Genomic DNA, 21942 nt, shown 5'->3' on the forward strand with positions numbered 1-21942 from the left:
AAAGCTATAGTCATACACCTGATGGGTGACACCACTTCGGGTAACGGATGCGTTATCAAGCCAGCCCATTTGCGCATCATAGACATTCGTTTGCACCACGCCGTTGCCATAGACTTCCGTTTCTACCTGACCACGGGCATTGATGCCGGTGATTTGCTGGTATACGGTGCCAACGACACCACCGGTGACGTCGGTATTTTTATAGGCCACGCCATTGCTGTACTCGGTGCGTACCACAATGCCACCATACCCATTGACCAGTGGATAAGTCAGCTCGTAAGGCCGGCCAACACTGTCGTAGACAGAGCCAAAACTAAAGGCTGTGCCTTCAGTAGTCACAGTTTTATTGCTGACCAGTCCTTTGCTGTTATAGGTATAGCCCTCCTGGTACAGGGCGGTCGTGCCGCTGTTACAAGCCTGATTACTGCTCCACTGCTTTACAGTCACCAATTTGTCGAGGTTATAGGCCGCAGCTGACGTACCATAGCTCCAGCACACGGTGCCTGACGTGTCATATCGGCGGAGGAGTTGACCAAGATTATTGAACTCAAACGTCGTGGTTTGCGTTTTCGCATCGGTCTGACTAACTGTTTCACCAAAGCCATTGGTTTTATAACTCCAACTGCCTTTGTCGACATCACTCATCGAGGTCTTGCGGCCATAGTTGTCATATACATTCGTTAATCGGGCAATACTGGCGCTTGATGCTGTTAACAGATCACCGTAGGCGTTGTATGTAAAGCTCAGGACAGTGCCATTGTGGTCTGTTGTGCTCACCTCCTGCCCCAAATAGTTTTGCGTACTGGTTTTGTTTTTAGACAACGCATCAGTCGTCGTCGTACTGAACCCGTTATAACTAATAGTTGTGACGCCGCTGTTCGGCATGGTGGTAGAGGTAACACGGCCAAGTGCATCGTAGCCGGCAGTGGTTTTATAACTCGATACAACGTCTTTCGCCGGCTCATAACTTTCCCAAGGGCGGCCTTGGCTGTCGTAGGTTTTACGGATGACCGCGTAGCCGGACAGCGGTAATTTCGTTCTACTGCCCACTTCGCGACCGTATTTATCCAGGTATTGCTCCTGCTCAGCTCCGGCATCATTGGTACTGGTCATTTTGATATAGGCGTCTGGGAAGAGACTGCTACAACCAGTACAGAAACTTCTGCTTTGTACTGAATTCACTTGAGCGTCAGAGCCAGCGGCACCTTTGAGGGCACTGCTGGTACTCTGACCAAAGGCGTCAAAATTGGTGGTGCTTGTTTGGTTGTTCGCATCCGTGACTGCGATTGCGCTGATCAGTGTTGGAGAGCTGGCAAATGTGCTGGCCGCTGAGCCATTGTACTTATATGTTGCAGTACGGCCTGCAGCATTGGTGGTGCTGGCGACAAAGCGGAAATTCGTCGTGTATGCGGTCGAATTCGCGCGGATCATCGGCAAAGTGCCGTCACTGCCCGAAGGGGCATAAACCGATACAGACGTTTTATTACCCGCTGCATCATAACTATGGGTAGTCACAGCAGTTGCTGCTGCGAGATTGGCGGCATAGGTTTCAGTTTCCAACAGATAGTCGGTGTTGTAGGTAAAACCACTCGCACGACTGATACTGCTGGTTGTTGTTCCCCCTACTTTCAGTGTTTTAGTCACAGTACTTGCAGTCAGCCGACCGTAGCGCTGATAAGCAGGAGATTGATTAAACGTGTTAGTCGTCGATGTCAGCAGATTGTTGCTGCTATTTTGCGGATCTGCTTGTGTCACACTGCTGGACGTCAAGTTGCCATAAGTGTCGTATACAAAGGTGCTGCTGGTAACACTCAGGGCCGTTGAGCTCAGTAAATTAGTACTCAAGGCATATTTATTCTCGGTACTGTTGTTGATGTATGGATAACTGCCGCCAAAAGCGCTGGTTTGGTTCTGTACTGTATTACTGGAAGTCGCCATAGCGTAACCCCCACGCGACTGAGCAGTACTGCGTGGCATCCCGGTGTAAGGCCACACCTGGTAATAACGGGTTTCAGTGACAACGTTACTCTGCAAATCTGTCGTTCTTAAGTGCTCAAACCCCAATAAACCGCGGCCCTTTTTGTGCAGCAATAAACCGCCATATTCATAATCGACTGATACAGACTGGCTGGGTTTGACTTCGGTACTGACGCGGGACACCACGTAAAAACCACTGCGAGGTGAGAAATAGTCGGAACTGGTGTTATTGCTGGAGTTGGCACGGAAGTAGACTGCTGTGTCGCTGATATTGGCATACTGGACCGTGGTTGGAACGCCCCAGCTGTTGGTAAAAGTATTCACGGTATGGTCATTGATGCCAGAACGACTGTTACTGAAAATGTTCCAACCGGTATCATCTGTGGCTGTTAATAAATCCAGTTTGTTATCTGCATTGACGTCGGCAAACTGAATAGCCGCATTTGTCGCAAAGCTTTGTGTGCCTCGACTTTCAAAGATAATTTTGGTTGGGTCGCTGTGCGGGCGTGACAGCACAATACTCCAGCTGGAATAGCTAGTAGGAACCAAAAAGTCCGTGCGTCCGTCACTATTCAGGTCAAGGAAATAGCTCAGGCTCACACGGTCATCAGGCGTTGCAAAACTGGAGGAATCGACGAAAGATAAGGTATTCCCATCGGACAAACGGTAATACCAGGTCGTCCCCATCCGATACATCAAATCCGAATAACCATCGCCATTTAAATCGACCGGACGCAAATCTTTGGCAGAAGTGCCAAGCCCCATACTTTGGGTAAAAGTGCTGCCATTGGAAATAAATAGCCGCCATTCCGTCAAATCTGTCCAGGTTCGGCCTTCATAGAGGCATTCTTCTTTGGTCAGGCGCGGCAACCCAGAGCAAATCCCATCGACGACATAGACCATAAGGTCTGTTTTGCCATCGCCGTTTACATCAAAGATGGCCGAGTTTTTTAAGTCAGATTTAACTGAATGCATGCCGTCCGGAAACGCGGCTGTAATTTTATTCGTGGTGCCGGCAGCAGTTGCAACGCTAAAACCATTGTGTGTCGCACCGGTCATCCCAAGATTACGGTAGACCTGAAAGTTACCATTGACCATAAAGAGGATGTCTTCAAGGCCATCACCATCAATATCAGCAACTTGCGACAACCCTTCAAGCCCGGTGGCTACACGTCCGGTATTGACCAGCGTGTAAGTAGAGGACATCGTAATATCCGGACAGACGTATCCGGATGAAGACTGAGGTTCACAATTTTGGACCGTTGACGAGGCAGGCTGGTAAGTCAGAATGTACCAATTCGACGTTTCACTGTCGGCGACCAGTAAATCACGTTGCCCATCGCCGTTATAGTCGATTGTTTTAGCAAACTGTTTCTTATTGACCCCCACTGTCGCTAAGGTCACTTCACTACTGTAACTCATGGCGCTGCTACCGAACCGCACTCGCCAGGAACCACCGCTTGGGTACACCATATCGGTGTAACCATCGCCGTTCATATCAAATAGCTGTTGATAAAAACGGTCAAACGAGCTGCCCTTTTTACTGGAAGTGGTGTTAAACGGCGTGTAAGCGTCGGTCGTTGCTTCTGGCCAGCATTCACCGTTGACACAAACGGTCTGCACACCACTGGTGCTCGAGGCTGGTTTGTTCCATTGCAAACCAATTGCCGGGTAACATAAGGCTGCAGTGTCCGTTGTACATTCCTGCAGCGCAGTCAGATAGTTTTTCTCTTCCAGTACATCAGATTCCGTGTATTGGAACTGGTAATAGCGATATTGCTGGTTGTCCTGATAGACCGTCACACTATCTAATATTTTGGTGAGACTGACCGGATGCCCGGCCTGATAGCCGATGCGTTTTTTCTTGTTGTCACGATAAGTGAAGACTACCTTTGCAAAAGGTGCCTGACCCGGCCGGCCGGTATACTGCACTTCGGTCAGATAATGCTCACCCTTTACCTGGTCTTCGGCGTACTTAAACAGGATGTAATTGCCTTTGACATCGCGAATAGCTTTTAATGCCCACATTCTGGGCGTTGTCTGACCATTCAATTCAAAAAGTGCATCGGCTGCGTTTTCACTGGCCCCGCCGGTATTCAGCAGGCTTAAGGCCATCGATACACTGCGGTCATCACTGCCGGAAACCTGCGAGACATCACCATAGTAATGAATTTCACCAGACTTCGTTTCAACGGTGTAAGCCTTAGGTCCTTGCGTCGTGCTGCCATGCGGCTTTACTTTGACGAAGCTTTCAAGCTCCGTGTGATACGTGGTCGCAGACCAGTAAGTTGCATCAGACACGCCGATATCAGAGCTTCCAGTGCCACTAATCAGGCGTTGGCCATTGAGACATAAACGGTCAGCTTGTGAAAAAGCAATATTGCCCTGCAGATTGTCAGAAGAGAGATTTTTAGGGCAACGGCTAATCACAGAGGTCCCGGAGATACTCCAGCCAGTCCCCATATAGCCATCGCCGGCCATACTGTTGTAACTGAACCCGAGCTGCGGTTGCACGCCGGCGATCCCCGCCGGCAAATTCAGGCTCACCTGATATGTGGCAGCTCCAGATTCATCGGTCCGGTATTCACCGGCTGTCATTCCAACCACTAACTGACCCGGCGTTTTAAACGCCGTGCGTCCAATGGTGCCGCTGCCACCATCAAATCGTTCCAGATCAGAGACAATATCTGCAATACCATCCCCATTCTCGTCGACCAGACGGTAGGTCGCTAAGGCTTCAGCCATGCTGTAACCTTGCGCCGCAAAGAGGGTTGCGTCACCAGTGAGATTTTCAAGCTTGATGTAAGGCGTCAGCTGATTTCTAAGCACCAGAAATGCGTCCAGCATGCCGTCACCGTCCAAATCGGCAAACTGCAGATCTCGGAGCTGACTGTTCCCTTCGGTCAGTTTTAGCTTTGCCCACTCGGCTTCGGTCAGAACTTGAACTTTCCAGACGCCATCGACGTCATACACCTTTAGCAATCCATTTTTTGGTCTGATCTGCAGCGGTACTGATGGGGCTTTGCGCACCAGAGTAAACTGCTTCGGTGCCATCAGGTAGACATTCCCTTCAGGATCACTGAACACTTTGTAGCCATGATATTCGTCAGCAGAAACTGAAGAGCACAGCAGCAAGGACAGCAGTACAAATGCAGAAATGAATCGCTTTAACATTCGATGTTCCTTCATCACGTCCATATGTTGGTAAAAGCAAACCGATAACTAACAGTTTGCTTTTTAGAATCTGCAGCTCAGTTCAATACTCTGAAGCTTTCAAAAGTGGGCATCGTGTCCTGATTGCCACATTGCTCGCTGATGTCAAAGCGAACTTTTTTGTTGGCAAAAAATGCGGCTGTCAGAAGTGATAAGACAGCATCCGCATTCTTGTCGGTAAGGGTGTTGAATTGCAGTGTATTAGAGGCACAGTTGCGGCTTCCGACAGCGTCCCCATTCAGTTGAACAGTGCAGACGCCTTTTTCTTTTTGGCAGCCAATACTGAGGATATTTCGTTCAGCTGTTTCTGCTGCTTGCGTTGGTGAAGCCGCGACGAAAAACACGAAGATGGACGAAAAAATGGTGTGCTTGTGCAGTGTCATAACTAATCCTTTAGGTTAATTTCCATGTGTGTCTCAGTTATGTTTGGTTAATAAATGCGCAAATGCAAGTAAAATGGAATAATTTTTATAAAAATTGGGAACGGACACCGATGCCACACCCTTGAAAGGCCTTGCAAACTGTGGGTCGCAAGAAGAGTGTAATGGTCAACTAATATTGGCCACATAGATATATGTCAGGGCATTGATAACCTGCAGAAACAAGAAATGGATAATGCACGTTTCTTAAGCCTTCTGGCAAAGCCAGAAAGTCTCGAATTTTTCGAGAGCCTTGGTTCATTCGAACTAAGAAAAGTCCGCTTTCAGTGAAAAGCAACGATTCGGCCATGACCAAGCTACTCCTGCTCATCGGAAATAAGCCAGTCATTACATCCGCCTGCCAATCCTCAATCACGCATGCCGGTTAAATAGTCAGATAAAACTATTTTAGAATGTGCGTATTGGGTTAAAAGTCATCCCACAAAGCTCAGATACAACAAGCCCGGCAGCATGTTATGCAGCATGCGCCGGGCTTATTGTGGCTTCAGCTTTTAACGCTCGTTATTTTCACCGCCACCTTCACCGTTAGAACCGATAACTCGCCTCTGCATAATAAGACCCGCCATTAAAACCAAAAGGCGCATTGGTGTTGGGATACTTAAACACACCGCCGTTGACGGCCTGCACGGATGCCGGCTGTTCGTCCGGATAAATATCAAACAGGTTTTGCACACCTGCGCTCAGCGTCAGCTGCTCGTCCCAGCGATAACTCAGCGACAAATCTGTCAGGGTTTTGCCACGATATTCTTTATCGCCGCTGTTGTTGGTGGCGTTATGCGCCAGCGTGTAAGGGCCAAAGTGATTCAGCCGCAGGTTCACCGTCAGCGCGTCCAGCTGGTAGTTGATACCCAGCGCGGCACCCACTTTGGGATTGGCTTTGGTCTGGCGGACCTGCTCCTGATAATTCAGCAGTACGCTTTCAAGACCCTGTAATAACGACGGGATTTTCACCGCGTCAATGCTGGTTTCATTGTATTGCGCCGATAACGACAGCCGCAGTTTGCCCCAGGTGTATTCTGGTAACTGGTAAGCCAGTACGCCTTCGACACCTTTGGTGGTTGTATCCAGGCCATTAGTAAAGAAGCGCACGGCCTGAGCCGTTGAATTGCCAAGCAGCTGATTAATGATTGGGTAACTGGCGCGGTTGACTGCGTTACTGGTCAGGATCACCCGGTCTTCCAGTTTGATTTGATAGCCATCTAACGTCAGGCTCAGCGCATCCTGCTGATAGGTCAGGCCGTAGCTGATACTTTCAGAAGTTTCCGCTTGCAGCGGCCCCTGCCCCAGCGCTTTGGTTACCGGTGAGACGTTATTAAAAGTACCGGTTTCGGTGATGACGCCATTGCCACCCACCACGGAAGAAATCGAAGTGAAATACAGCTGCTGCACGCTGGGTGCACGAAAGCCATTGTTGGCGGCGGCGCGCAGCGCCAGGTTGTCGGTCAGCTGATAACGCCCGGCTAGTTTCCAGCTGGTGTTATTGCCAAAATCCGAATAATTTTCATGGCGCACAGCTGCGGCCCAGTTCAATGCATCGGTCAGTTGGTTTTCCAGCTCCAAAAAAACGCCGGTATTGTGGCGGCTCTGGTCAATCTCAGATTCAGGCGTAAAGCCCGGAAAACTCTGGAAGCCGCCGGCATTGCCTTTGTAGCCATAGTTTTTCCAGGAAATTTCATCGCCGCGTTTGATCTGATAGTTATTGTGACGGTACGACACACCGGTCGAGACCAGCAGCTCGGAATCGGCAATAAAGCCAATGCTGGTGCTGGCATCGAGTTTCAGGTTCTGTTCGCTGTTTTTCAGCTGGCCGGCATAAGCGCTGGTTGGGCTCGTTGAATTAGCCGGGCCAAACGAGGCGTTCAGCGAGTCGCGCACATAATAGTCATATTGGCTGGTGCCGGTATTGGCCGACAAGTCTAAAGTCCAGTCTGATAGCTCGGTCTGATAACCCGCCGTCACAGCGCGGTCGGCCGTTTCCGGTGCAATTTTTGGCAAAAAGCCATCCGGGTAAATTTCCGACAGGTTTTGCGTGGTTTGGACAGGCCGGCGGAAAAAGGCGGCAGATGAAGTGTCGCGGTTGCTGAAATCAGCAAAAGCATATAACCGGCCATGATCCAGCTGGTAACCGGCATTGACCAGAAAGGCAAAATTCTCGTAGGCGGCATCGCCAACGCGGAAGGTGTCACGCCGTGCCGTTGCTTCACGCGGGTCGCCATTCGGGTACTGCTGACGGCTATCCAGCCCGGCTCTGTTGGTGAAATTCTTGTCATGATATTCCAGTGCGACCGTGGTAAAGCCACGCTCGCCAAGGGCAAAACCTTTGCTGGCACTGAGTTTGTACTGCTCACCATCGCCTTCAAAGGTCTGGCCGCTGTTCAGCGAAATCTCGCCGCCTTCACTGTTATCTTTCAGCACAATATTAATCACTCCGGCGATGGCGTCCGAGCCATATTGGGCAGAAGCGCCGTCGCGCAGCACTTCAATGCGTTTAATGGCACTGACCGGAATAGCATTTAAATCAACGTTAGAACTACCGCGGCCCATGGTGCCATTTAAATGCACCAATGCCGAACCGTGCCGGCGTTTGCCGTTGACCAGCACCAGCGTATGGTCAGGCGATAAACCACGCAGACTGGCCGGGCGCACCGCGTCGGAGCCATCGGTCACCGACGAGGTCGGGAAGTTAAAACTCGGCACTAAAAACTGCAGCGCACGCGCGGTTTCAGTGATGCCGGTATCGACCAGCTGTTTGGCATCAATAATATCGACCGGCACCAGGGTTTCAGTGGCGGTGCGTACTGACAGCCGTGAACCTATCACGGCTATTTTTTCTGGCTCCGCCGCGGCTTTCTCCGAATTATTTTGTTCCTGTGCCAATGCGGTTGCCGGCAGCACCAGGCTACTGAGAATGGCTGAACTGACTAAACCTGAACTGATTGGACGTGAACTGATTGGACGGCGACTGGATACGGCACTGGCGGACTGCGCCTTTAAACGATTAAACGACATATCTGAATAACTCCATACCTGAGGGAATGGCCTCATCTTAGAGACAGTCATATACTTATAATATGTGTTTTTTCTGCTTTTATATTCCATAAATGAATTAAAAACATTGATCTAGCCATCGCAAAACATCTTGGCAGGCGCCGAATTAGTCTGGTCGCACCGGCCGAAAGCTCATGTATGGCGTGCTGTTCAGGCTCATCACACTGATGGAGTCACTAACATAGCGCTGACACACCCGGTCATAGGGCGAAAAAGTTGCAGCGCTGGTTAGACGTTTTGGCACTAAGGTAGTGGCAACTGATGTTGGGGCCGGCCAAAGACGATGCTAAAAAGCGCTGACCCATCACTGTCAGCCACTGCGTGGGAGCAAAACCCGACGCAACGACAAGGAGCATCGCCATGACGGATTTTAATCGCCCCCTGCGCTCACCATTAGCAATCGCCCAGCGGCCACCCCGGCAGACCAAGTATGCCGCGCCACCGGAAGTGCTATGGTACAGCCGCTGCCCGGTGCCGACACCGCTTGGCATGGCGGTGCGGATGGGCTGGCTGGAGCAAGAGTTTCGCCGCGACATTATCCGGCTGCAGGCGGTGCCGGATGACCTTGAATACAATGCGTCCGTCTCTTATGAAGAGCATCATCTGTACGGCAGCTTTCGCCAGGGTAATAACACCGCGGCACTGTGGGCCAAAGCCTGGGGCGCCGACACTTTGCTGGTTGGTCTGAACTGGCTGGATGAAGCACAGCTGCTGCTGGTACGGGAGGATTCTGCCATTCAAAGCCTCGCTGATCTGGCCGGCAAAAAACTGGCTTTACCGGTCAGTATGCGCCGGATTGATGCCGCCCGCGCCAGCACCATGCGTGGCTTTACCAATATTCTGGCACTGGCCGGTGTGGCCGAATCCGCTGTGCAGTTTGTTGATATTGAATTCGCCGCGATCATAGGGCGTGAATTTGACGAACCCGTCAGCGCCGGCTACGCCCGCCTGGCAGAAGCGCTGCAAACTGGCCGGGTCGATGCGATTTTTGTCAAAGGTGCCAAAGGCGTTGAACTGGCTGCGCAGCCGGGATTTCGGCAACTCTATGACCTGCGTCAGCATCCGGACCCACTGGTGCGCGCCAACAACAGTGCACCACGGCCGATCACCGTCGATGCCGCACTGTGGCGCGAACATCCGCAGCTGGTGCTGCGATTTTTAAACCGGGTATTGCAGGTCGACGATTTTGCCCGGGCCCACCCGGACGCAACGGCCGAATATGTCGCTGAAGAATCACGCAGCACTGTACATTGGGTCCGGCAGGCTTATGGTGACGACTTACATTTAAAGCAAAATATCAGCCTGGACCCGATCGCACTCAGTGCGCTCAGCCATTACAAAGACTTTTTATTCAGCCGCGGTTTTATTCCGGCCAATTTCGATTTGGATCATTGGGTCGAACCGCTGCCGCTGCGGATTTTGCAGGCGGAGCGGGAACGGCGTGTTGCCACACAGCTGGCCGCGCAGCGGCAGACGCCGTCTTATCAGGATGCCGTCGCATCTTTGTGGTAGCACATTTATCGGTACTACTTTTGAAAAACAGGCAGCACCAACATCTATAGCGTGCTGCCTCATGCCATTATAAGTCAGAGGCCTTTCGGGCCCAGACTTCCATTCTTGATATCAGGTCTTCACTTCAATAAGCCAGGCACTCTGACCTCTGGTCTTTTATCCACTCGCGCGCCCGACACTCTGAGCAACACCATTGCAACAACGCTGTCTTATCTGCCACAGCGTTGCTGCGTAACTGCTGCAAAAACAACAGCACAGTGGTGGTTGTGGCCCAGAGTCGAATGGCAAGCCCGCTGATTTCCGCGCTGCCTTGGGGCGATTTCATCTCCCCGCCCCAACACCACCTAAAAATATTATTAATTTTCAACAACTTGAATTATTAGCCATCCAAACATCCATTTATAACTAAGTTATAGCCAAAACGCATCACAACTAACCACTTATGGAATATCGCTTGCAACTATGACCGTACATCCGCAGCGAGACGGCAGGTCGCCAACTCACCGGGCATTGCCTCCGGATTGGCCCGGGTTCTGTCACTGCGCAACGCACCAGCGTCTGTCAATGCTGTGGTGCTGGCAATCAGAACCAGACTCAGGCGAGCTGGACCGCCGCAGCGGATGGAGCGACTGGCGGCGCTGCCGGCATATGCAGGCAGCAGCGGATGCGGTTTACCCCAACGACATGCTTTCAGGTGCCATGTCAGATGGTGGCAGACGCATCCGGCAGGCAGCGCCGCCGGGCACTAGGGTGTTGAAATAAATCACAAATAGTCAAATTCAGGGAATTACTTATGAAAAAATCAGCCACTTTATTATTCGCCAGCTTGTTGCTGAGCGCCGCAGTGTTACCGGCGACCGCCCAAACCGCAGAGACTGCCAAAGCGCATGCCGCGCCGGTATATAAAGCCAAAACACCAAAACTGAATAAAGCGCAAATCGACCAGCTGCTCGCAGCTCCGGAACAGCTGGTGATTATTGATTTACGCCGGCCGGACGAGCTGACCAAAATCGGTGGTTTTGCTGTCTACCTGAGTATCCAGGCCAAAGATCTGGAGCAGTCGCTGGCCTTTATTCCAAAGGATCGCAAAATCGTCACCGTCTCTAACCACGCCGGCCGCGCCGGTAAAGGTGCCGATTTGCTCGCCAGCAAAGGCTACAACGTCGTAGGCGCTATTGGTGCGCAGGATTATGAAGCCGAAGGCGGCACTCTGGCCCGCATCAGCCCGCCAGCGCCGAAAAAAGCGGCTGAGAAAACTGCACAGACCAAAACTTCAGAATAAGCAGCCGCGGCACTTACCCAAAAAAGTGCCGCCGCCCTGCTCTGCCATCCTGCAATTGAAGAAATGAGGCCTGCTGTGGACGCCACTGCTTTATTACAACTGATGTATGACTCGGCGCTCGGCACTGCGCTCGCCGAGTCTTTGTATATGTATCCGCTGGTTGAGGGCAGTCATCTGCTCAGTCTGGCGTTTTCTTTTGGGCTGATTGTGCTGATCGATTTACGCCTGACTGGTATCGCGCTGGTGCAGCTGCCGGTTCATGCGCTGCTCAGGCAACTGCGGCCTTATTTGCTGGCTGGTTTTGTCATCACTTTTATCACCGGTATTTTGCTGACATTCGCCGCCGGGCCGGAACTTTTGAACAGCTTTGTGTTTCCGCTGAAACTGCTGCTGATTGTGCTGGCAGGCCTTAATGCCATCTGGTTTGAGTGGCGCTATGGCCGCGATGTCACGCAGTGGCAGCAGGCTCCGCATCCGGCCGGCGTGCGTCTGGCAGGTTTTGCCTCGCTGGGGTTCTGGAGCGGTGTGGTGATCCTGGGCCGGCTGATCCCTTATCTGGATTCAGGTTTCTGACAAGGCTCATTGGAGGAGAAAGATATGTCTGTTGAATTTTTTCAGGCCATTCAGGACAGCAATATCAGCCGCAGTATCGGCCAGCTCGACGCCGCCTTTGGCATAGTCGCACAGCTGCTGCATATCACCGGGCTACTGCTGCTATTAACGCCGTTATTGCTGATTAATCTGCGTCTCATCGATAGAGGCCTGACCGGCGCACCACTGGATTATCTGGTGGCAAAACTAACGCCCTGGCAATGGCTTGGGCTTGGTCTGTTGACTGTATCCGGAGTGTTTATGTGGGCGCCAGGTGCCGCCTTGTATCAGCCAAACCCGGCCTTTGCGCTGAAATTTGTGTTGCTGGGCGCGGCGTTGTTGCTGCAGCTGACGGCCTATCGCTGGGTATTGTTGCGAACCCAGCGTCAGGCCGATGTGGCCTTTGGCCTGCGGCTGGCGCTGGTGACAATTTCTTTTGTTTTATGGTTTGGCGTCGGTTTGGCCGGGCGCGCAGTAGGTTTTGTTGCCGCCTGATGCAGCAGCCGGCCATCACCAACCGCCGGCAGCACAACGATTTGTTGTACAGGAGTACATAGTGTTTAAGGTGAATAATGTGTTGAAGAAAAAACCTGTCCGTGTGCCGCCGCTATTGCTGCAACGGGCACTCGCAACCTGGGTCTGGTGTCTGGCGCTTGGTGCTGGTTTACAGCTGGCCTCCGCCATTGCCGCGGCTGCCCCGACACAGCCATTGGCTCAACCGGTAGCGACATTGCAGCAAATCATGCTGGAGCTGATAGACCCCAACGTCGACCCGTTATGGAACGCCGTTTCAACCGAAATTGGCCCGCAAGGCGTGGTGGAAACAGCGCCGAAAACCCCGGCAGACTGGCAACAGTTACAACGCCATGCGCTTACACTCGCTGAAGTGGCCAATTTACTACAACTGCCGGGTCGGCCTGTTGCCGACGGCAACACATCCAGCCATCATACTGAACTGCAGCCCGAAGCGATCGCCACACTGATTCAGGCCAATCAACCGGCATTTAATGCCCACGCGCAAGCGTTACAACAAGCGACTTTGCGTTTACTACAGGCGATTGAACGACGCGATCTGTCTGATTATGAAAATGCCGGCGGCCAGATTGAACATGCCTGCGAAGGCTGCCACAGCCAGTTCTGGTATCCGGCGGATAAATTACCGCCAGCGCATTAACCCACCGAAAATCCAAAGGGGCGCCAGCTGGTATCCAAAAGCGAGTGACGAGCGAATAGGCCGTTGATTGTGACTGACCAGCACCGCGCTCACTCTTCAAAGCTCACTGCGCGACTGCCGCTGCTCGGATTGTTAGAGTTTGGAGATGGTGGCTTTGAGCGAAATGCGGACGAAAACATGGGCAATTTGTTCATAAAACCAATGTCCGTAACACTTTCATAGTGGACATTGATTTTTATGACATGGTTCTCAAAAAAATTTTATAAGGAAAGTCACCACAGAGCTACTTGCCAATGACCCTTTCTCCAGCTTTCACTGACCTAATGTGGGGATTAGTGTTAACTTCGAGGTCTTTACATTAGGCCACGTATTTCGATGTGATAAACAGCCACTTACACAGAAAATTTCACATACTCCTAAAGGTAGGCCTGCTGATTCTTACTCAATATTTAATATATGGCTATTTTTGCCCATCCCCCAAAAATGTAAAATCAGCGACAGATTAGCTCAAAAACATACCGTAAATTGGTCACTGTATCGTCGAATTCCATAAGAAAATGCTCCTTCAGAGCACCTGATTTTACATTTTTGGGGGAAATGCAGAATTTTAAAATATATTATTTAATATCAATGCGTTAATCTTTTTATTTCCATGTTTAAAAGCCAACTAATGCTTATTTGAGCCCTTTTCGTTCCCTAATGCCGCATCAATAGCTGTCTGCGCAAAACGATCTTGGTCTTCAATGTACCGCATCGCTGATTTCACATCTTTCCAGCCTACATGTTCCATTAGCTGTTTGAGCGACCATCCTTGCTGGCTGGCCCAGTTAGCGAAACCACGGCGCAACGAATGACTACTGTACAATTCAGTATTCAGTACTCCCGCTCGTTCTAACGTGATCCGGAGCAACGGAATTACACTATCTGATCTTATCGCTGATGCGGATACAGTCCCCCATCGCGTTATCCCCCGAAATAGCGGACCTGATGGCTGATCCAGTAAAAAAAGATAATGGCGGCACGCCTCTACAGGACAAAGCCGGTGAAGCTCTGGCAGTCTGTATGCGGTTCCTTTGTTGAGGCGGTCTGTTTTATTTCTTGGCAAATAGGCGGTAAGTCCTTCACCAGGGTGAAACTCAATGTGTTCGATCTGTAGTCGGCTAATTTCATCACTTCGAAAAGCGCGCCAGAACCCCATTAAGATCAGTGCTTTGTCTCTAGCCACCCTTAGCAATCGGTGTTGCTCACCGGATTCGATAGCCTTTGCTTCCTGCTGCTCTAAATAACGGATCACCTGCTCCAGTATGGCCAGCTGCAGGGGTTTTGCTTGCTTCGTTTTGGCGGGATGAAGTTCACGAATGCCTTTGAGCAATTGCCGGATCATGGGGGCTTTGGTCGGATCGGCAAATCCCTGGGTCTGGTGCCAGCTGGATAGTGCTGCGATCCGTTGCTTTAATGTGCTGATAGCCAGACTATCCGCATAGTGTGCTAAATATCTGGCGAGTTCTGCTGCGGTTGTCGGTAATACACCGCCCCACTGAACCTCAAAATGCTCGACCGCTGACTGATAACTTCTACGGGTATGTTCGCGTGTGGCGGCGTGTAAATAGCGGTCAACCTTGTTCACACTTCAGCCTCCTGGTGTCTTGTGTTAAAGCTGACGTAACGTGCTCATCGGCACAAAAAGACGCATCGGCTGATCCGTCAATGGGGTAAATAGGCCCATATGCTGGTAAAACTTCAGCGCTGCTTCATCCAGAACGTCCAGTACCACACCAAGCGCTGGTAGCCCCGAGTCTGTCAATTCAAGAGCGGTACGAAGCGCCTGAACCAGGGTTTTAGCTCCTAGTTGACGCCCTTGCTGAGTGAGAGAAACACCGAGCCTGGCCAGCAGCACAACAGGCACCGGATAGGCTGGCAGCGATTTGGGCTGAGAAGGCAATAATTCACGGGTGACAGTACTGCTTGCTAACGTAAAATAAGCTGCAACCGGAGCCTTGCCTTGAGCAACGAGCTCCGTCAAAACCCAGGTACGACTTAACCCCAGGGAGCTGTTACGAACAGCAAACCGGCTCAGGTAGTCATTGAGGCTGGGTTTACCGCAGTCAAAGCCTTTCAAATCATGCGTTGCAGCGTCGATCAGAACAAAAGCTGAAGAGAGAGACAATCAGAATCCCTCTTTATCCAGTAGAGCCGCAGCGTCTTTAAGCCGCTGATGGGGGGCCGCCGCCGCTTCACATACCTGCTGGAAGTGATCAAACTGGGCTGATGTAAGTTCAATGGCTGATTGAGACTGCAAAATCTGAGGCGCATTATCCCGGATAAGGCGAACCATAAATTCAGTCAACGACGCACAGCCAAGCGCTGCCGCAGCTCGCTCTGCCAGCTGCTTGGTTTCTGCATCGACCCGCATCTCTATACGTTCCCGAAGAGCTGTTGCCATCGTATTCACCTTTGTACAAAAAAAGACCTGATAGCAGTATATCCTGTACGGCACATTGCCGCAACCCGTTGGCCGCGATGGTCAGCTACATTTCGTGGAGGACCGGTGCCATTACGTATGCCCAATACGGCATTTTAGCGCTATTTTCGCCATAACCCCTGATAAGTCTCTATTATCATGGCTTAATATCTTTTGGTTACTTGCTTTTTAGAAAGCTCATAATATTATGTAATTACACATTACGTAATATTATGCATGAGGGTGTCCACATGGCCAGAGATGGGATCACTAAGCTGCAAGTCCAGCAGGTCCGGATAGCACTTATTGCTCAGGGACGGCACCCTTCCGTTGAGGCCGTACGTGCTGAACTCGGCACCGGCTCGAATACCACTATCCTGAAGTATTTAAAGGAACTGGGGGAGGATGAAAAAGGACGATTGGATGATCTGGGTGCCCTCAGTGACGAGTTGGGCCAATTGGTGGGCCACCTGGCTCGCCGACTACAGGACGAAGCGCTGCAACGTGTTCAGCACGCAGAAGAACGCCATGCGCTAGCCCTTCAGGAGAAGCTGCAGCTGCTCGATACGCAAGGGCGTGAGCTAAGCAGCAGCTATGAGCAGTGCGAAACGCTGCAGCAACAACTGCGTGATGCGTTGGCACAAATAAACGGGTTAAAAGAAGCCCGTCACCAGGATGCACTGCAGATAGCGGCGATGACCACGGAAATGCATCATTTAATATTAAAGTTGCATGATCGGGATACACAGATCCAATCGCTTGAAGAAAAGCATACCCATGCCCGTCAGGCGCTGGAGCACTACCGAGAGTCGGTCAAAACCAATCGGGAGCAAGATCTACAGCGACATGAACACCAGGTTCAGCAGCTTCAAGCTGAACTGCGAACCAGTCAGCAGATCATCAGTGTGAAGCAAAAGGACTATACCGAGGTCAAAGAGCAGGCTCAGGAGCTCACTCTGCAGTTAAAATACAGCCAGGACGCCGCAGCGGCATTTGAGAAGCAGCTGACGTCCCTCAAAGATGATAACAATGATTTGAGACACCAACAGCAGATAAATGAGGCTTTGCTTTCCGAGCTGAAACATGCTGTTGGTGCAAATATCGCCTACACCGAGGAATTAACCACGCAACTGAATACTTTGCGTGCAGATGAACAAGCCTGGCTGCAGGAAAAATCTGCGCTGACTGCGACTTTGGCAACGCAGCAGCAGCTGTGGCAGCAATTGGTTCCAAAGCTTGAGGCGAGTACGCCGCCAATTTTTGCAGTCGGAGAAGTTGTGCTGGTAACGGATCCCGAGAGTCGTCTTTACAATAAAATCGGACAAATTACGCGGTACACAAAAAGGTCGGATGGATCCATGAAATATTCAGTAAGTTTTGAGGGCGAGATTTGCTCGCTCTCTGATCTGGATATCACTTTGGCATAATGTAAGATGGAGCGAGGTCATTATAGTTGCTGTCTCACTGGCATATCCATAGTTCCAGAACGGGTTTGTTCAATGAACATGAGTCATCCAGCACAGCAGGACAACTCATTCACATCTTTGTGAAAGATTTGGGCACAGAGCTTGATCCCTTCAACCATGGTCAAATATGGAAACAACTGGTTAGCTAACTCAGTGATAGTCATCCGATTGCGGATAGCTAGAGCTGCAGTTTGGATCATTTCTCCGCCTTCATGGGCCAAAAGTTGTGCACCAATCAGTCTTCCTGTGGCCTTTTCAATCACCAGCTTGATAAAGCCGTCAGTTTCGAAATTGGCCAGTGCTCTGGGTACATTTTTCATGTCGAGTACCCGGCTGTCCGTGTGAATACCCTGCTGTCTGGCCTCAACTTCCGTCAGTCCGACGGTTGCAACCTGCGGATCGGTAAAAATGACCGCCGGCATCGAGGATAGGTCAAGTTTACTCTCGCCACCGGTCATATTCATTCCTGCGCGGCTACCCGCCGCCGCAGCGACATATACAAACTGCGGCATAGTGGAACAATCACCTGCGGCATAAACCCCTGGAACGTTTGTTTCCATCATCTCGTTAACGATGATCGCCCCGTGTTTGTCTGTCCGGATCCCAACTGCATCGAGGTTAAGACTGGCTGTATTTGCATGACGCCCTGTGCATATTAGAAGCTTGTCACAGCGTAAAGTGCCTGCATTGGTTTTCAAGGTAAACTGCCGTCCGTCATGGGAAACATGTGACGCCTCGGTATGGTTTAGAACCCTGATACCTTCATTCTCAAAGCAGTCTGTTAATTTTTCACCGAGTAACGGCTCATCGCGATAAAGCAGCGTGTGTCTGGCCAATAGGGTAACGTCACTGCCTAAACGGCGATAAGCCTGAGCAATTTCCAGCGCAACGACAGAAGAGCCAATGATGACCAGTTGTTCTGGTAGTTCTGTCGCAAACAGCGCTTCAGTAGATGTCCTGTACGGAGTTTCGCTCAGACCCTCAATCGGTGGGATGGTCGGGCTTGAGCCGGCTGCAATCAGCACCTTGTCGGCGTGTATTTCTTGCTGGGAGCCATCACTTTTACTGACGATCAAAGTGTTCGCGTTTTTGAAAGTAGCCCAACCTTTGAGCAAACTCAGTGCCGGATTGATATCCAGAATATTTTGATATTTTGCCACGCGTAATTCTTCGACAAGCGCTGTTTGTTGCTCAGCCAACAGTGCGCGATTGAGCTGGGGTGAATGATTTGCCAATCCGATAAAAGGATTGTTTCGTTGTTGTTGCGCCAGTTGTGCGGCGCGGATCAGGATCTTAGACGGGGCACAGCCGACATTGACACAGCAACCGCCAATAACATCCGCACCTTCGATAAGCGTAACCTTAGCTCCTCCGTCAGCAGCTTTAATCGCACAGGCAAAAGCACCAGAGCCACTGCCAATGATCACCACTTGTTGTGGGCTGATATTTTCTGTATTGCTGATATTTGTGTTGTCAAAACAAGCTTGAGGTTCTGGATTGACTTGTGCGGCATAACCCAGAGTTTCAACCGCCTTGACGAGATCCGCCACACTTACCTTCCCGTTTGTGGTGATCGCTGCGCTGGCGTTTGCATAGGAGATCTCAACGTAATTCACGCCTTCGGTCGCATCGAGCGCATCTTTGATATGGGCGACACAGCTTGGGCAGGTCATCCCTTGTATCGATAGTAAGATCATTTTCGTTCCTCAACAGCACAGAGTTATTTTCTGCGATTATTAATTATCGTAACCAATGCGGTCAGCTTATTGCCGAAACAGGGGCCGTAATTAAATGTGTATTTCCGCGCTTTACTCTTTGACCGTTGACGGATAACCCGCGTTAGTGGTGGCTTCAGTCAGTGCTTTCACCGTGGTTTTTTCGTTATCGAAGGTGACTACTGCTAACTTGGTGTCAAAGGTGACTTCAGCTTTACTGACGCCCTCTACATTTTGTAAGGCTTTTTTGACCGTAAACGGACAAGTGACGCAGTTCATGGTTGGAACTTCCAACGTAACCGTTTTCGTTTCGGCTATAGCGCTCAGGCTGGTCAACGTTAGCAAAAACAACAAGGTGATTTTCTTCATCATTCTCTCCAATAACGTATAAAACGTTAACAAAATTGAGGGTAAAAAGTATTCAGGCGAACCAGACAATCCAATAATTGCTGGTGACTAACATTAATGCTGTGAGTGCTGATAACCAAAAGATCACCTGCCTGCGTTTTCGCACTTGGGGAACTGCACAGACTGTTCCTGGAGCGCACATGCCAATAGGTCGATAGACCTTCCAGCCAGCAAATCCAAACGAGGTTAAAACCAGCAGAATAAAAATAGGGCGATAAGGTTCTAACATGGTCAAATGACCAATCCAGGAACCACTCACCCCGAGTAGCAACAAAACGAAAGGACCGGCACAACAAACGCCTGCACCAATTGCCGCAACTATTCCACCGATAACGGGGAGATTTGACTCTTTTATGGACACGTTTTACTCCTTTGATTAGAGCTATCGGTGTCAGTGTAGATGCCGTACCATAGTACGGAGTCAAGCCCAATCGGTGGGTTTAGTTGTTGTGTGGTTGTAGGGATTCGATGATGGGGCAATGGGTCTGATCCGGATTGGATGCGCATTGACTCAGCAAATGATGAAGAACAAGTTCCAGACTCTGCAGATCTGCGATCTTTGAGCGGACATTGGCAAGCTTGAGTGTGGCCACGTCCTGAACGCCCTGACATGGGGTATCATTCAGTGTGAGCAGATGATGGATTTCTTCCAGTGTGAACCCTAACTCCTGCGCCCGTTTGATAAATAGAAGCCGATTCAGGGTAGTGACAGGATACCGGCGAAACCCCTGTGTCGGTTTATTAGGCTGTTCAACAAGACCGCGGCGTTCGTAGTAGCGGATAGTTTCAACGTTGATAACGGCTGCGTTGGCTAATTGGCCGATTGTATACAAAATGATGTCCATTCACCGTACTTACATACGGTCTACTATAATCCATAATTAGGCATCAATAACACTAGTACGAGATTTTGCTTCCTATAGGTTTCGATCAGCTATAACGCTGTTCATTGATCGCCTCAATGCTGGTCACGGCAACTACAACATTTGTGAATTTATGCGACTGTCCACTGTTCATAACGAACGACAACTGTAGCCAGTTAATGTGAGCCGATAAGGATAAATTCAAGCTCGTTATTAATTATGGATATCTCATTAGCAGTGATTGTGAGCCGAGCGTTTGGCCTTTTATCAGTTAATCTGAGTCCGAGAAGCCGGATGTAATCAAGCTCGCGGGCTTATGTTTGCGAGCCACTACACATAGCAACATAATAAAAGAATCTTGTTATTCGAAAGCAGAGATTAATAATCACGAAGTTGCTTTTCACATAAAACACAAAAAAGTCATGTAACAAAATGCAACTTTTCACAATTCTTCCAATGCAGGATCAAATAGCAAGTTACCTTTCAATCTGAGCAATCTCTCTGGTAGAGCAACATCACCACTGTTAATTGCAACGTTAACACCACAGGTACAAAAATACTGCTGATCTTGTCTACCAAAGCCTGCACCGGCGCTTTGGCGCCTTGTGCCTGCTCGACTAAACGAATGATTTTTGCCAGGGTTGATTCTGCACCTACGGCAGTGGCTTCAAACTCCAGCAAGCCGTCCAGATTGATCGCGCCACCGGTCATATCGCCTCGTCCAGCGTCAGGGTCTCGGGAAGGGATTGCGCAAAGGCTATGACACTGCCTATACCGAGCGGCAGGATAAAAAGCATCGTTACGAATATTTTCATGGCTGCGCTTCCGGTTGTTGGAGTGGCTGAACCTGTTGAGCCGCGCTCTCGACACTGGCAAACACTTCAGTGCTGCCGTCTTTTTTCATCAGCAGAACCCGGTATGGCATGAACTTGTCACCCACCTCCATACCAGGACTGCCAGCGGGCATGGCGGGCACTGTCAGCCCAATCCCGTCGGCTGGCGGATTGGCCAGAAACTGATGAATGTAGCGCGCCGGGATATGCCCCTCAAAGACATGACCCTGGGTTGACACAGCGGTGTGACAGGAACGCAGGTTGTTTGCGATTCGATAGCGATCCTTGATGGCGTCCAGATTAGCCGGGTGTTCGACACTGGCCTCAAAGCCCTCGGCTACAATGTGACCTATCCATTTTTTACAGCAGCCACAGGTAGGGCTTTTGTAGACGGTGAGCGTTTCAACTGCACCAGCGGATGGGTCAGATGTTTTTGGGTTTATAGGCCCATCATTACTGGCTGCGATCAAGGGCAGCGTCAACAGCCCCAACACCAAGCCCGTTAATTTAAATCGATACATAGTTGCCTCCGAAGACAATTGAATAGAACATTAAGTAATGGATGACAAGGTAACGAGCAGACGTCAGTCGTGCAGGCGAAGCGCCTTGTATCACAGTTCGAGAAAACGGTTTTTACCTATCAATCAGGCGATCGGAGGTCTTAATAGAGGAAAACTGGGCGATCGCGGGAAGGCGGGCACATGAAAAACAATTGCGATGGAACCTGCATGAATGGGGGAAGCGAAGTGAGCAACGGGCGGCATCATTGACAGGCAACCACTCATCATACAGTCAGTGTCACAGCAGTCGTATCGATCCTGGACTTCACCGGCGCCATGCTGCATGGCATCATGCTCCAACTGAGCGTGGTTCAGATGCGCATGCTCACCCTGGAATAGGCCGACCGGTGCCGGTTGATTGGCGGGCATGGTGCAGAAGTCTGACGAAGCCGCAAACGC

Annotated in this window: 18 protein-coding genes; 6 read left to right on the forward strand and 12 right to left on the reverse strand. The window is 50.6% G+C overall.

The genetic code is table 11. The features are described 5' to 3' along the window. From ABNT34_RS05990 to ABNT34_RS06000, 3 genes are all read right to left on the reverse strand, one after another. On the reverse strand, positions 1–5151 hold a 5151-nt coding region (locus ABNT34_RS05990), incomplete at its 3' end, for an FG-GAP-like repeat-containing protein (RefSeq protein ID WP_348729734.1). Positions 5152–5228: 77 nt separating this feature from the next. Next, entirely contained in the window at positions 5229–5573 is a 345-nt protein-coding gene (locus tag ABNT34_RS05995; protein WP_348729736.1) for a hypothetical protein, read from the reverse strand. Positions 5574–6155: 582 nt separating this feature from the next. Continuing rightward, positions 6156–8639: a TonB-dependent receptor gene (locus ABNT34_RS06000; RefSeq protein ID WP_348729738.1), complete on the reverse strand. Its 2484-nt coding sequence runs from the start codon at positions 8637–8639 to the stop codon at positions 6156–6158. 399 nt (positions 8640–9038) lie between these two features. Here ABNT34_RS06000 and ABNT34_RS06005 point away from each other — a divergent pair, with 399 nt between their 5' ends. The 5 genes from ABNT34_RS06005 (at position 9039) to ABNT34_RS06025 (ending at position 13237) form a co-directional block, all read left to right on the forward strand. After that, positions 9039–10190, forward strand: coding sequence for an ABC transporter substrate-binding protein (locus tag ABNT34_RS06005; protein WP_348729739.1), 1152 nt, complete (start codon positions 9039–9041; stop codon positions 10188–10190). A gap of 793 nt (positions 10191–10983) precedes the next feature. After that, positions 10984–11472 carry a rhodanese-like domain-containing protein gene (locus tag ABNT34_RS06010; protein WP_348729741.1) on the forward strand — a complete coding sequence of 163 codons (489 nt, stop codon included), beginning with the start codon at positions 10984–10986 and terminating at the stop codon, positions 11470–11472. A 75-nt stretch (positions 11473–11547) separates the two neighbouring features. Continuing rightward, positions 11548–12045, forward strand: coding sequence for a hypothetical protein (locus ABNT34_RS06015; protein WP_348729743.1), 498 nt, complete (start codon positions 11548–11550; stop codon positions 12043–12045). A gap of 24 nt (positions 12046–12069) precedes the next feature. Beyond that, positions 12070–12558: a DUF6644 family protein gene (locus ABNT34_RS06020; protein ID WP_348729745.1), complete on the forward strand. Its 489-nt coding sequence runs from the start codon at positions 12070–12072 to the stop codon at positions 12556–12558. A gap of 61 nt (positions 12559–12619) precedes the next feature. After that, entirely contained in the window at positions 12620–13237 is a 618-nt protein-coding gene (locus ABNT34_RS06025; RefSeq protein ID WP_348729747.1) for a cytochrome c, read from the forward strand. 667 nt (positions 13238–13904) lie between these two features. Here ABNT34_RS06025 and ABNT34_RS06030 read toward each other — a convergent pair. The 3 genes from ABNT34_RS06030 to ABNT34_RS06040 are packed head-to-tail and all read right to left on the reverse strand — an operon-like array spanning position 13905 to position 15680. Then, complete coding sequence (locus ABNT34_RS06030; protein ID WP_011919307.1) at positions 13905–14864, reverse strand: site-specific integrase; 960 nt, start codon at positions 14862–14864, stop codon at positions 13905–13907. 24 nt (positions 14865–14888) lie between these two features. Continuing rightward, positions 14889–15404, reverse strand: a complete 516-nt coding sequence (locus tag ABNT34_RS06035) for a hypothetical protein (protein WP_011919306.1) — start codon at positions 15402–15404, stop codon at positions 14889–14891. Next, complete coding sequence (locus tag ABNT34_RS06040; protein ID WP_014611701.1) at positions 15405–15680, reverse strand: DUF1778 domain-containing protein; 276 nt, start codon at positions 15678–15680, stop codon at positions 15405–15407. Positions 15681–15949: 269 nt separating this feature from the next. Between ABNT34_RS06040 and ABNT34_RS06045 the strand changes: the two genes are divergently transcribed. Next, entirely contained in the window at positions 15950–17125 is a 1176-nt protein-coding gene (locus tag ABNT34_RS06045) for a DNA-binding protein (RefSeq protein WP_348729751.1), read from the forward strand. Between the two features lie 83 nt (positions 17126–17208). Here the strand turns inward: ABNT34_RS06045 and merA are convergent, their stop codons facing one another. From merA to ABNT34_RS06075, 6 genes are all read right to left on the reverse strand, one after another. Then, on the reverse strand, positions 17209–18861 hold the full coding sequence (gene merA / locus ABNT34_RS06050) for a mercury(II) reductase (RefSeq protein ID WP_348729753.1): 1653 nt from the start codon (positions 18859–18861) through the stop codon (positions 17209–17211). A gap of 111 nt (positions 18862–18972) precedes the next feature. Further along, positions 18973–19248: a mercury resistance system periplasmic binding protein MerP gene (gene merP / locus ABNT34_RS06055; protein ID WP_348729755.1), complete on the reverse strand. Its 276-nt coding sequence runs from the start codon at positions 19246–19248 to the stop codon at positions 18973–18975. A 52-nt stretch (positions 19249–19300) separates the two neighbouring features. Beyond that, on the reverse strand, positions 19301–19648 hold the full coding sequence (locus ABNT34_RS06060) for a mercuric transporter MerT family protein (protein ID WP_348729757.1): 348 nt from the start codon (positions 19646–19648) through the stop codon (positions 19301–19303). Between the two features lie 79 nt (positions 19649–19727). Beyond that, a complete protein-coding gene (merR, locus tag ABNT34_RS06065) occupies positions 19728–20132 on the reverse strand; it encodes an Hg(II)-responsive transcriptional regulator (protein ID WP_348729759.1) in 405 nt (134 codons plus the stop codon). 501 nt (positions 20133–20633) lie between these two features. Continuing rightward, positions 20634–20861 carry a hypothetical protein gene (locus ABNT34_RS06070; protein ID WP_348729761.1) on the reverse strand — a complete coding sequence of 76 codons (228 nt, stop codon included), beginning with the start codon at positions 20859–20861 and terminating at the stop codon, positions 20634–20636. Between the two features lie 100 nt (positions 20862–20961). Next, positions 20962–21504 carry a DUF411 domain-containing protein gene (locus tag ABNT34_RS06075; protein ID WP_296296593.1) on the reverse strand — a complete coding sequence of 181 codons (543 nt, stop codon included), beginning with the start codon at positions 21502–21504 and terminating at the stop codon, positions 20962–20964. Positions 21505–21942: the final 438 nt, after the last annotated feature.

The organism is Rheinheimera texasensis (assembly GCF_964031785.1).
In the GTDB taxonomy this organism is placed as follows: Bacteria; Pseudomonadota; Gammaproteobacteria; order Enterobacterales; family Alteromonadaceae; genus Pararheinheimera; species Pararheinheimera texasensis_A.

Excerpts from the sequence above, each read along its gene's own strand:
- ABNT34_RS05995 (WP_348729736.1), bottom strand. The coding sequence starts at position 5,573 with ATGACACTGCACAAGCACACCATTTTTTCGTCCATCTTCGTGTTTTTC.
- ABNT34_RS06000 (WP_348729738.1), bottom strand. The coding sequence starts at position 8,639 with ATGTCGTTTAATCGTTTAAAGGCGCAGTCCGCCAGTGCCGTATCCAGT.
- ABNT34_RS06005 (WP_348729739.1), top strand. The coding sequence starts at position 9,039 with ATGACGGATTTTAATCGCCCCCTGCGCTCACCATTAGCAATCGCCCAG.
- ABNT34_RS06010 (WP_348729741.1), top strand. The coding sequence starts at position 10,984 with ATGAAAAAATCAGCCACTTTATTATTCGCCAGCTTGTTGCTGAGCGCC.
- ABNT34_RS06020 (WP_348729745.1), top strand. The coding sequence starts at position 12,070 with ATGTCTGTTGAATTTTTTCAGGCCATTCAGGACAGCAATATCAGCCGC.
- ABNT34_RS06040 (WP_014611701.1), bottom strand. The coding sequence starts at position 15,680 with ATGGCAACAGCTCTTCGGGAACGTATAGAGATGCGGGTCGATGCAGAA.
- ABNT34_RS06045 (WP_348729751.1), top strand. The coding sequence starts at position 15,950 with ATGGCCAGAGATGGGATCACTAAGCTGCAAGTCCAGCAGGTCCGGATA.
- merA (WP_348729753.1), bottom strand. The coding sequence starts at position 18,861 with ATGATCTTACTATCGATACAAGGGATGACCTGCCCAAGCTGTGTCGCC.
- merP (WP_348729755.1), bottom strand. The coding sequence starts at position 19,248 with ATGAAGAAAATCACCTTGTTGTTTTTGCTAACGTTGACCAGCCTGAGC.
- merR (WP_348729759.1), bottom strand. The coding sequence starts at position 20,132 with ATGGACATCATTTTGTATACAATCGGCCAATTAGCCAACGCAGCCGTT.
- ABNT34_RS06070 (WP_348729761.1), bottom strand. The coding sequence starts at position 20,861 with ATGACCGGTGGCGCGATCAATCTGGACGGCTTGCTGGAGTTTGAAGCC.
- ABNT34_RS06075 (WP_296296593.1), bottom strand. The coding sequence starts at position 21,504 with ATGTATCGATTTAAATTAACGGGCTTGGTGTTGGGGCTGTTGACGCTG.